The 12,287-nt window shown below is 56.5% G+C and carries 7 protein-coding genes; 2 read left to right on the top strand and 5 right to left on the bottom strand.

Features of this window, described 5'->3' with window-relative positions; translation table 11 throughout:
• Positions 1 to 2 precede the first annotated feature (2 nt).
• Positions 3 to 3,728, top strand: a complete 3,726-nt coding sequence (locus CEE69_RS27010; protein WP_233215686.1) for a sulfatase-like hydrolase/transferase — start codon at positions 3 to 5, stop codon at positions 3,726 to 3,728.
• A gap of 158 nt (positions 3,729 to 3,886) precedes the next feature.
• Here CEE69_RS27010 and CEE69_RS27015 read toward each other — a convergent pair whose 3' ends face one another.
• On the bottom strand, positions 3,887 to 7,120 hold the full coding sequence (locus CEE69_RS27015; RefSeq protein WP_099263687.1) for an efflux RND transporter permease subunit: 3,234 nt from the start codon (positions 7,118 to 7,120) through the stop codon (positions 3,887 to 3,889).
• Positions 7,117 to 8,739 (bottom strand): efflux RND transporter periplasmic adaptor subunit, encoded by a 1,623-nt coding sequence (locus CEE69_RS27020; protein ID WP_099263688.1) that lies wholly within the window; start codon positions 8,737 to 8,739, stop codon positions 7,117 to 7,119. Before CEE69_RS27020 ends, CEE69_RS27015 begins: the two co-directional genes overlap by 4 nt.
• 129 nt (positions 8,740 to 8,868) lie before the next feature.
• On the opposite strand from CEE69_RS27020, the gene CEE69_RS27025 reads away from it, so the two are divergent.
• Positions 8,869 to 9,510, top strand: a complete 642-nt coding sequence (locus CEE69_RS27025) for a CerR family C-terminal domain-containing protein (RefSeq protein WP_099263689.1) — start codon at positions 8,869 to 8,871, stop codon at positions 9,508 to 9,510.
• Between the two features lie 52 nt (positions 9,511 to 9,562).
• Here CEE69_RS27025 and CEE69_RS27030 read toward each other — a convergent pair whose 3' ends face one another.
• The 3 genes from CEE69_RS27030 to CEE69_RS27040 all read right to left on the bottom strand — a co-directional run bounded on the left by CEE69_RS27030 (position 9,563) and on the right by CEE69_RS27040 (position 12,056).
• Entirely contained in the window at positions 9,563 to 10,588 is a 1,026-nt protein-coding gene (locus CEE69_RS27030; RefSeq protein ID WP_099263690.1) for a serine/threonine protein kinase, read from the bottom strand.
• On the bottom strand, positions 10,585 to 11,415 hold the full coding sequence (locus tag CEE69_RS27035) for a hypothetical protein (protein WP_233215687.1): 831 nt from the start codon (positions 11,413 to 11,415) through the stop codon (positions 10,585 to 10,587). Before CEE69_RS27035 ends, CEE69_RS27030 begins: the two co-directional genes overlap by 4 nt.
• Before the next feature lie 140 nt (positions 11,416 to 11,555).
• Positions 11,556 to 12,056, bottom strand: coding sequence for an AAA family ATPase (locus CEE69_RS27040; protein ID WP_099263714.1), 501 nt, complete (start codon positions 12,054 to 12,056; stop codon positions 11,556 to 11,558).
• Positions 12,057 to 12,287: the final 231 nt, after the last annotated feature.

Raw genomic sequence — 12,287 nt, forward strand, 5'->3', positions numbered from 1 at the left:
GAATGACGTTGACTAGAAATCCGGCTTGGTTGGTGGTGTCGTTGGTGTGCCTGTTCGCACCCGTGCTGCATACGGCAGCTCAGTCGCCACACACACCCGCCAACACGAAGCCCAACATTGTTTTGGTGATGGCCGACGACCAAGGCTGGGGCGACGTCGGATACAACGGGCATCCGTTTGTCCAAACGCCCGAGATCGATGCGATGGCGAAAGCCGGGTTTGTTTTCGACCGATTCTACGCGGCCGCACCGGTATGCTCACCGACTCGAGCCAGCGTCATGACTGGCCGCAACCCGATCCGTTCCAAGGTCCCCAATCACGGACGCTACCTGCGGCCTCAGGAACAAACCATTGCTGAATCGCTGAAGGCCGCCGGGTACGCGACCGGGATCTTTGGCAAAGTCCACTTGGGTTCGGGACAGCCGGGCTCGCCGTGCAACCCCAGCGGGATGGGATTCGATGAATGGTGCGTCGGTTTGAATTTCTACGACAACGATCCCTATCTCAGTCGCAACGGAAAGATCGAACACCGCCAGGGCAAGGGCTCGGTCCTGGCCATGGACGACGCAATCGACTTCGTCACCAAACATAGCGCCAGCGATCAGCCGTTTTTCCTGACCGTTTGGTTTCCGTCGCCGCATGACCCGCACCAAGAAGTCCCCGACGGACCGCCGCTCTACACGGGTGAGAAGCAGGCGGGCTACTATCGAGAAATCACGCTGCTCGACCAACAACTCGGTCGCCTGCGGAAACAGCTTCGCGACCTGAAAATCGAAGACAACACGATCCTTTGGTACTGCAGCGACAACGGTGGGCTGAACGTGGAGACGTCAGGCGGCCGCGAGAAAAAAGGCAGCATCTACGAGGGTGGGCTGCGGGTTCCAGGGATCATCGAATGGCCCGCTCGTGATCTGCGCGGCCGAACCGACGTGCCTGCTTGGACGTGCGACATCTACCCCACCCTGCTGTCGATGGCAGGCGTTGATCCAGATTCCACCACCGGGCCCACTCTGCCGCTCGACGGAATCGACATCACCCCAATCATCGCCGGTGAGTCCACGTCACGTGATCAGCCGATGGGTTTCTGGCATCAGTTCCAACAAGGCCAACTGACCTACAGCGACCGAATTTTGAAAGCCATCATGGAAAAGCAGCAGGCAGGTGCACCGCTGCCGCACAATGCTCATCGAATGCAAAAGGATGTCGATGAGTTCCCACAGTTCGCCGAAACAAAAACGACCGGGCACGCCGCCTGGAACGATTGGCCTTGGAAGCTTCACCGCATCAACGGCAAGAAGTTCGAGCTATACAACTTGGTCGATGATCCGATGGAGGAGCATGACCTGTCCGGCGATCCGAAGCAGCGGGACCGACTGGTTCGCATGCAGAAGGAACTGGATCAATGGATGCGATCAGTCGTTCGCAGCATCAACGGTGAAGACTATCAAGCGGCGCCGAAGCCAGTCATCGTACCAACGCCCGTGTCGATGCAACTCAATTCGACCGCTGAAGCCGGCATGTTTGATGCAAATTCTCGCATCTTGGTGCGACCGAGTGAGGCTCACTCATCGTTGCTGCTTTCCCATGGCAACGTCGTCGCGAGCGAACTGGAGATTCTGACGAGTTTGCGTCTGCCGGTGATCTCGAGTACGGACAAAGCCAAACGCAACGACATTGTGTTGTCCTGTTCAGCCACGGGCGGCAATGATTCGGAAGGCAATGACACTGACCGCGATGGCTCGAGCAACGCCCCAACGAAAGAAGACGTGGCGGAGAACTACAGACTCACCGCCGGAGGCAATGGAATCGTGATCGCGGCGGAATCGTTTGTCGGAATCACGCACGGAACATCGTCGCTGTTGCAACTGATTGATGCTGACACGCTGTCAGTTCCCTCGGTCACGATCGAAGATCACCCCACCGCCTCCTACCGCGCGTTGATGGTCGACGTGGCGCGAACGCCTCATTCGCTCGGCGTGATCAAGGATGCCGTGCGTCTTTGCAGGCTTTACAAGATGCGTTACTTGCAACTGCACCTGACCGACAACCAACACTTCACATTTCCCTTTGCACCGATCAGGGACAATCTGAAAGGCAACCACCACTACACGACGAGTGAACTTAAAGACTTGGTCGGCTACGCGGATGCTCGCGGCGTCACGATCATCCCCGAGCTTGATCTGCCCGGGCATTCCAGTCGTTTGCGTGAATCAGGCTACTTGTCGCGGGGGAAAAACGACGCCGATGTCGCTTCGCCGGAGAACTACGACAAGATCGGCAAACTGATCGATGCGATGATTGATGTCTTCCAAAGTTCGCCCTATTTTCATATTGGCGGCGATGAATCGGGAGCGGGCCGTAAACTGGTTCCGTTTCTCGCCGAGGTCAACAAACGGGTTCGCGCCCGAGGCCGACGTCTGCTCGTTTGGGAAGGTTTCCACGGAGCCCCGACCGATCTCATTCCGGCCACCGGTGACGACCGAGTGATCGTGATGGCTTGGGAGAGTTCTTACAACGCACCATGGGACCTGCTCAATAACGGTTACCAAATCATCAACGCTTCGTGGAAACCGACGTACCTGACGGGCGGCTACGGTGGCCTGATTCACCCCGGTTCAACCGGTGGCAAGCGTTTTGCATTGAAAGACATTTACCGTTGGAACAAAGACATCTTCATGCACTGGGAACCGGGACGCCCCGTGTTCGAAGATCGCGGACCGATGGATCCGAACCTGGACGACGGTGAGTGGAGTGCCGAATGGATCGGGAAAACCGACCAGATCCTCGGCGGTCAAATGCTGTACTGGGAACAGTACGAATGCAGCGTGCTGCACTTTCTGATGCCGCGGATTCCAATCCTCGCCGAGCGTTTGTGGAACCCCGAGTCAGACCACTCGTTCGCCGAATTTCAAGACCGAGTCGCGGTGGCACAGCAGAAGACGCTTCCGGTTTTGCAGCCGATTGAAATCTCGCCCGTCGCGAAAGATCCGTCGCATCCGGTGGTCAGCCTGTACCAACCCTATGAAGGCGAGCAGATCAAATTCACGCTCCGAAACCGGACCAAGCTCGACGGACAGATTCGATACAGCACGGGTCGTTGGTCGGGGCAACTGAACTCGCCCAACTTCCATCCGGTTCCCAATCCCGACACGATGTACGATGGTCCCTTGACCGCCCGTGGTCCCTTCAGTGTGCGAGCCGAACTGGTTCGTGGCGATTCCGAACCAGTCGATGGACACTCGTGGCAGTTCTACAACAATTGGCCCAATCGCGTTGAAGTGACCGAGTACAACATCGGGCGTCGGACGCCGCGAAAGGTGCCCGACTTGGCGACGCTACCGGACTCGAAGTTGCTTCGCAAATACGAAATGCCGTACCTGCGAGGTCTAATGCAAAACGTCGCCGTTCGCGGCCAATTGACTCGGACCGACCTCATCGCACCGGCATCCGGCAAACACACCTTGGAGTTACGCACTCAAAGTGGCCACGCGACGTTGTACTTTGACCAAAACCAAAACGGTGAGTTCGAAGACAGCGAGATTCTGATCCAAGACAGCCCAAATGATGAGTCCGGTCAAAAGGCGGAAGTCATACTGAAGCAAGGCGAGCGATACCGAATCCGAGTCGATCATGCGACCGGAATGCCTCGGCCCGTCCTGATCCTTTCGATCGCCGGCCCAGACGGCAAGCGAACTGAAATCAGCAAGTACCTGCAACTGCCGCGTTGAACAACAATCGAAGCCCGTCGGCTTCGTTTAGCCGGTGTCAAAGGCGTCGAATGCCAACGCCTACCGGCAACGCGACGCACTGCCAACGACTACCGTAGTGGACGAGCCAACGAGTCCCTCTCGATTTTGCGATTACGGGGGACTCCTGCCATCGTCCACTAAGACGCCAATTGGGGTTGGGATGGGGCAGTGGTCGGCGACGTTTCCGGAGGATGTGATTCGATTGCCATCAGGTTCGGCAGCGACAAGTACACGGAGTACAGCACCGGCACGAGTAACAGGACCAGGATCGTCGCAAAAATTTCTCCGAACGCCACACTGGTCGCCATCGGGATCAGCATCTGAGCTTGGAACGAGGTTTCCAACAGGATCGGTGTCAGCCCGCCGACCGTGGTCAGCGTCGTCAACATCACTGGCCGAAACCGTCGTTGCCCAGCCTGCAAGAGAGCTTCCTTGTCGCTGACGCCGGACTCGCGAAGCTGATTGATGAAGTCCACCAGCACGATCGAATCGTTGATGATGATCCCCGTCAGCGCGACCAGTCCAAAGATGCTGAAGATCGTGATCGGCAGTCCCAGCAATGCGTGCCCGGCGATCGCACCGACCAAGCCAAACGGGATGATCGCCAGGATGATCAACGGTTGCATGTAAGATTTGAACTCAAACGCCAGCAACACAAACATCGCCATCAACGCGATCCCAAACCCGGCCACCATGCTTTGGAACGAATCCGCCTGCTGTTCCTGTTGGCCGCCCCAACGAACTCGCAAACCAGGGTGCTCGGCCAACAACTCCGGCAGAAAGCCGCTCTTCAAATCGCTCACGATCTCGCGAGCGTTGCCTGTCGTTTCTTCCACGTCCGCCGAGATCGTGATGCAGCGTTGCTGGTCAATTCGTTCGATCTTGGAATAGCCACGCACCACGTTGACCTGTGCCAAATCACGCAGCGGTCGCTCGCTTCCATCGTCGCTGCGAATTCGCAAGTCATCGAAATTGGCCAGCGATTGACGATCCTCTTTCGGGTACCGCACCATCAGCTTCACCTCGTGACGCCCTCGCTGCAAACGCATCACCTCTTGGCCGTAATAGGTTGCACGCACCGTTTCCGCCAGATCCGCCGCCTTCACTCCGGTGGCCACCGCGTTGTCTTTGACTCGCAAACGAAACTCCCACTTGCCGGGGGAAGAGTCATCGGCAACATCAAACACGCCCGGATACGCCGCAAGCTTTTCCTTGCACCGCTCAACGGCCTCGTCCAAATGCTCAATGCCTTCGCGATTCGCCGTCAGGCGAAATTCGATCGGCGTGCCACCAGGGCCAGAAAAACTGGCGCCGAATGTCAACGAGTCGATCCCCGGTATATCACTGACCTCGTCACGCCATGCAGATGATATCTCGTCGCTCGTGTAGGACCGGAACGAAGGGTCGACCAGTTCCACTTCGACGCTGCCGAGGTGACTATTGCCGGTGGTCGACGACGACGATTGCCCGGGTGGCCCGTCACCAGTTTGCGAGCCGACGGTGATGTACGACATCTGCGCCACGCTGCCTTGATCGGACTGCATGCGATCAGCCGCTCTCCAGAACGCTGCCTCGACATCATGCACCGCTTTGGCAGTCACGGATTCAGGAGTGCCATCGGGAAACGTCACCGACGCCCGGATCGATGTGCTGTCAAGCTTGGGAAAGAAAATGAACGGCGCACGCCCCGAACTGACCAATCCGATCGCGAGAATCCAGGCCGATGCACAACCGGCCAGGAAAATCACCCGGTGGTGCATCACCCAGTGGAGTGCGGGCCGATACAGGTGAACGATTACGAACTGCATCGCCGCCGACGCGAATCGATTCAACCACATCAGCGGGTACATCATCCACCTCACGGCATAAAACACACGCCGCATCAAATGGAAGATCACGCTGTCAACGTGCGACAAGTGACACGGCAGAATCGTCATGCACTCGATCAGCGAAACGACCAGCATCGCGATCACGACCGTCGGCAAGACGTAGATGATCTTGCCCAGCATCCCCGACACAAACAGCAGCGGCATGAACGCAATCACCGTGGTCGACACCGACGCCATCACCGAAGGGACGACTTCGACCGCACCGTCAATCGCAGCCTGCAGCGTTGACTTTCCCATTTGCCGGTGCGCGTAAATGTTTTCACCCACCACGATCGCGTCATCGACCACAATCCCCAACGCCATCACGAACGCAAACATGGAAATCATGTTGAGCGTTTGGCCGGTCAACAGCATCCATGCGGCACTGGCAAGCAAAGAAAACGGGATCCCCATCGCGATCCAAAACGCAAGTCGCAGTTCTAGGAACGCGGCCAGCACCAGGAACACAACAATCAATCCCTGCCAGCTGTTCTTGACCAACAGATCGATCCGGCCGCGGACCTCGATCGAGCGATCACCCCAGGTTTGCAAACGAAAGCCAGGCGGCAGATTTGTGCTTTCGACATACTCGTAGACCTTGTCGACCATCCCGAGCAGGTCTTCATTCGGATTCCGCATCACCGACAGCACCAACACGGGATGCCCGTCGACTTCACTGACGGCCGTCGTGTCGGAAAATCCGTCGCGAACCGTGCACAGATCGCCGACCGTCAGCACGGCTCCGTCCGGCTGGGTGACCAGCGGATGCGAAGCAATTTCCTCCCCCGTCAATCGCCGGTTGTGACCACGCAGCAGAACTTCTTGTGACTTCGATCGGATGGTGCCACCAGGCGTGTCATTGTTCTCTCGCCGAACCGCCTCAGCGATCTGCTGGATCGTCAGCCCGTACGCTTGCAAAGCATCTTCGGATACCTCAATGTCGATCTGATAGTCCTTGTCTCCGGAAAGATTGACCTCCGAAACGCTGGGAAGTTGCAGCAAATCCTCACGAACATCTTCGGCGACCTTTCGCAACGACAAGTGAGCCTGTTCGCTATCGTCCTTCGGTCCCAAGACGCCAACCTTGATCACTTGCTCGCTTCGTTCGGCCAGTTTGACCTCGGGGTCTTCGGCAAGTTCCGGCATGGTCGAGATTCGGTCCACCGCCGAGCGGACGTCGTTCAGAATGCGATCTCGATCCGAGACGTCGGTGCGAAGTTCGATCGAAACCGAACCAACGCCTTCGGATGCCGTTGAGGTGACCTTTTGAATGCCGGAAACCGACCGGACCGATTCTTCGATCTTTTGACAGATCCCTTCCTCGACTTCCTCCGGTGCAGCACCAGGGTAGGCCACCGACACGGAGATCACGTCGGTCTCGAATTCAGGAAATGTCTCGCGGTTCAACGTTTGAAAGCAAACCGCGCCCACCAACATCACAGCGATCATCACGATGTTCATGGCTGGGCCATTGGAGATCGCCCACTGAATGAATGACTTCATCGCGAGCCTCCGTGGTTGACGGCGATCCCCTCGACCGGCGATGCCAGCGGTGAGACAACGACACGGTCACCGGCCCGCAACGATTCGCTCTCGTAGACAATCACTTGATCGTCCTTCGATTGGGCAACACGGACGTTGACACGTTTCAGCGTGCCTTGCTGTTGAATCCCCTGTTTCTCCGTGTCGTCGGTCGATTCTGTCGTTTGTTCGCTGAAACTCGTGGGCTTCACCTGAGTGTCCGCGGACGAAACCTCCGCCGGGGCGACTTTCCAAACCTGGCTGCCTGGGTAGAGGGCCGTTTCAGGCAGTTCGAGTAGTTTGTTTTGCGGTTTGGCGTGAATCTCAAGCTCGACGAACATCCCCGTCATCAACGAGATTCTCGAGTCATGTCTCGCCCCCGTGATCGTTTGCGATTGACCTTCGGGGTCGTGAACATAGACACGGCACGCCACCATGCGTGTCAAACGATCCACTTCGGCTCCGTCGAAGTATCGGAGGCTGCCCTTCCATGAGTATTCACTTCCGTCGACATCAAATTTGACCGTGACGGGTGTTTCCGGAATGCGATAGATGTCAGCATCGGATTGCGACTTCACCTCGCTTGGGTCAGCCGTGCTTGAATCGGCGGTTTGATTTGGGTTGCTGCCCCACAACCAGTTCATCTGTCGCATGTTCAGGCTGCAGCGGATTTCCATGGTCGACACGTCCTGCACAGTGGCAACGGTCGCGCCTTGTTGCAAATAGACCCCTTCTTCGGCAGGTTCCTGAGTGATGATGCCAGCGATCGGTGCGCGGACGGTGCATCGTTCCTGGTCAACGATCGCACGTTCCAGTTGCACCTGCGACAAGTCCCTGGCGCTCTGCAATCGAGTTCGCGTGGCTCGTGCAACTTTGAGATTGTCCGTTTCCGTTTCCAAACTGTTGTCGGCTTGCAATTCCAACAAACGAGTTGCGTCGACTTCGGACGTGGACGCAGCGTTGCGCTCGCTCAATTGCCTCATGCGATCCGTTTCTCGCCGGCGAATCTGCAACGTCTGTTTCGCCATCTCGATTTGCCGTTCCCGCGATGCGATATCGAGATCCAACTCCACCAAGCTCGCTTCGGCTTGCTTCAGTTGCTCTCGGATGCGACGAACTTCCAAGTCGTATTCCTTGGCATCGATCTGAACCAGCATCTCTCCCTTGGCAACGTATCGACCGATCCGACAATTCTCGGATCGGGATTCCACTCGTCCAGAAACCTCGACAGGGACTTCGAGTCGCTTGAACGGGATGACAACGCCATCGACCGCGAAGTCAATCCCATCATCGCTAGGTTTCACGATGGCGGTCTCGACGACAGGAATCACCGCCTTGCGTACTTGGGGAACGGGCACCGCACGAGTCGCGTTCATGTAGACGAACAACGCGATGCTGCCGCCCAAGATGGCGATCGAAACAAACGAATTGACTACGACCGGGATGATCCGCCCCGCGATCCCGCCACCCGATTTGGTTTGCGTAGGATTCGTGACGTCTTGGTCTCCAAGATCGGACTGAACGGCAGTCGGTTTGTCCTGCGAAGCGGGCAAAGCAGGCGGGTTCTCGGTCCTCAGGCTCGGGTCTTGCATTTTCGGCATGAAACTTTCCTGGGTCGAGGCCTTGGAGGATCGTGCCGGTCAAACCGACGTGTTTAATACGTTCGTATTAAAACACTACTCCGGTTCTTTTTTTCATACAAGCGTATTAAAATGGAGTTTGCCTGAAAAATGGCATGTCGCCCTACCACAGCAGAATCTCACGTGACCACCAGCGAACGTCTCATCGAAGCCGCCACCGCCGAATTTGCCGACAAGGGGCTGAAGGATGCCAATCTGCGTGACATCTGTGCCTTGGCGGACGTCAACTTGAACGCGGTCCGCTACCACTTCGGCGGAAAAGAAGCGTTATACGTCGCAGCGGTGAAGCACGCCCATCGTTCTGTGATGGGTGACATTCGACCTCCATCGGACGAGTCAACGTCACCGGAAGATCGGTTGCGCGAGATCATCTCAATGCTGTTGAACTTGGCACTTGGTCAACAAAGACCGCTGACAGCGGAACACAAATTGATGCATCGGGAGTTTTCCGATCCCACTGAAGCGACGGTGCAAGTCGCTCGGGCATTCGCCAAGCCGATGTTCATGGCGCTCCGATCCGCGATCAGCGAAATGCTTCCGGCGGATACTTCGGCCATCGAACGCAACATGCTGACGACCAGCGTGATCGGGCAATGCATGCACTTCAAATTCGGTCGCCAGATCGACGAGCTGATCATTCCGAAAAGCGAATTTCGCAAGTTCACGATGAAGCGATTGACCGACCACATCTACCGAGTCACGCTAGCAGCGATCCGTGACTATTCCGCCTGATTGGCGAAAGACGAAAGCGTAGTCTCTCGTTTGATTGATCGCGAACGATCGTTCAATCGGAGTCTCCTTGGCGAACGATCAGCAGCAATTCATCCAAGTCAGTGATTAGGTCTCGCATCGTTTGATAGCGACTCGCCGTTTGTTTGGCGATCGCTTTCAAAACGATTTGATCGGCTTCCTTGGGGATCTGTTGCTTGGGGGAGCGTTCGCTTGGCGGAGTTGGCTGACGCATGCAGATGTTGTCAAACGTTTCCTCTTGGTCTTTGCCTCGAAATGGCTCCGCGATCGCCATCGCTTCGTACAAACACACTCCCGTCGAAAACACATCGCTTCGTTCGTCGATGTCTCGGTTGGAAATCTGTTCAGGCGACATGTAGGTCGGTGTTCCAAGCAACTGATTCGCGGGCGTCAAGGTCGGCATCTTCTCGTACTCCGCTTGATGGTTGACTGCCTTCGGTTCATCAGCCTGCTCATCCTCGACCACCCTTCGTCGCACCGGTGACGTCATGTACCGGCCATCATCCATCACCGATTCGCCCCAAACCTTGGCCGCCCCCCAGTCCAACAGAGTGACTTCACCAAAGTTGCCCACCCAAATGTTTTCCGGTTTGACATCGCGGTGGATTACACCCGATGCGTGTGCAAACACCAAGGTTTGGCAGGTGTCCCGGATGATTTCGATTCGCCGATGCAGCGGGAACGCCGCGGTCACCTTCTCGTCACCTTTTGCGAATTGTCGTAACACGGAGAAGAAATTCTCTCCGGAAATTCGCTTCATCACGTAGTAGATTCCGAACTCTTCGTCTTCGCCAATCTCGTGCACCGGGACCGTCCCCGGGTGTTCCAATTGTGCCGTCACCCGTGCTTCACGGAGCAGACGACGGCGATACCCACGGTCCAGCCGATACTCCGGCAGCAGCATCTTGATCACTACGGTCCGCCCAACGATTTGGTCGTGGGCCACATACAACACTCCGTTGCCACCACGAGCCATCTCGGTCAGATCGCTGTATTTGGCCAACCCCTGCGGTCGCGGAGAAGGAAGCTGGATGTCGGTGCTGGAAAGTGAAAGCATCATTCGTCATCGTAGCCTGCTTGAAGGTACAGTCGGGCAGCTTCTTGAGAGGGTCGGTCCCATCCAAGTTCTTGTAGCAGATCGCGTCTTTTCTTGAGGTACCATTTCGGTTCGATCGCGTTCCGGTTGGCCTCCAACAATTCGAGTGCTCGCCCCTTCTTGCCGGATCGCCGAAACATTCGGTCTTGCAACAAAATGAATTCGCGACGGTCGCCATTAGTCTGCTCCGACAGTCGCTGAAAAATGGCCTGCAATTCCGATTCGTATCTCTCCGGATCAGATATCGGCCAAGCCTCTCGAACCTCAGGCAATTCACGATACGCGAGCGCTCGACCGAGCCGATAACGCGTGTACGCGAGCACCCAATCCACCGAAGTCTCCAGCGATCGCTCATCCGACGACAATTGTTCAACCAGCTCCGCTTCCAATCGGCTGGCAAGCTTGATGGTTGTTTTCAGGTGCTCTTTGCGTTCGTCGTCTGTATCGACCGACACCAAGCGTTCCTGCAAGGCAACCATAGATCGCCAAGCGTCTACATCGACCGACTTGGGTCGTTCCAAATTCTTCAGCAACGGCTCCTCGACCAACCTCGATTCGTCTGGAGCACCCACCGGTGCGGATGGCATTTTTCCTGGTTCCCAACGGCGGAGCCACGCTTGCCTGGCCTCGTACTCCAGACGTTCGTCCTTCGACTCTGCCTTATCAACCTTCGCTGCAATTGCCACCAACTGTTCGCTTCGCCAACGTTTGGCATCGATCAAGTTTGGCTCGTCCGCGACGGAACGAACCGTCAACGACAACAGAAGCATCAACGCAAGGCATGCACGCACGGGAAAACCTGAGCGACCTGAAAATCGTAGTTTGAAGAGGCATTCAATCATATTGATCTCATTGTACCGGGAGCCGGAAGCGATGGAGACCCACGCAACTGTTGAGACACGCGAGCTGCCAGTTCGCTGTGTTGCTCTGTTCAGGTTTCGACATTTCTCGTCTGAAACGCTGGCTTGGCGGGTGGGGCATCGGAGACGTGGCGAGACCAATCGATTAGCTTCGCTTGGTCTCTCGGGTTGCCCCGACTTTTGATGCGTTGACGCCGCACTTCGTCATCACAGGTGAGAAACCAAATAGTTGGCTCCACGCCAAAACGCTCGAAGATCTGTTTGGGCCAACTGGAATCACCGAGCTCACGAGTGAACGGCCCCACGACCACGACGCTGATGTGATCCAAGTTGTCGCTGGCCGTCTGATACAGGCATTCATAAACAGCGTTGCGAAAAAGTCGCTTGTATTCCGGACTGTCGCGGTCAGTCGGTTCCAATCCAGCAGCGGCCAGTCCGGCTCGAACAACCGGTTCCGTGACAGTATCACTGTCCAGCAGGACTCCGGACAACTTGCTCGCCAATTCTCTGCCGAAGGTGGTCTTACCAACCCCGGCCGCCCCGGTAACGATGTGAAGTGGATGCTTGGTCATGCTTGGTTCATCGAGAGGATCTCGGACATTGAGTGTCACTCGGTAGATTTTGCCCAACATCAACGTAGTGGGCGTGTGACGAATTCGGCAACTGCACCACGCACTGCATCTCACTTTCGTGCAAATTGCCATGCCTTGAACTTTGCCGCATCAAGTGAGACGATCGCCCCCAAACCCCACCATCTTTTCTCGATCAGATACCGATTTGCGATCGCAAGCCGCGACTCATCC

The organism is Rhodopirellula bahusiensis, from assembly GCF_002727185.1.
In the GTDB taxonomy this organism is placed as follows: Bacteria; Planctomycetota; Planctomycetia; order Pirellulales; family Pirellulaceae; genus Rhodopirellula; species Rhodopirellula bahusiensis.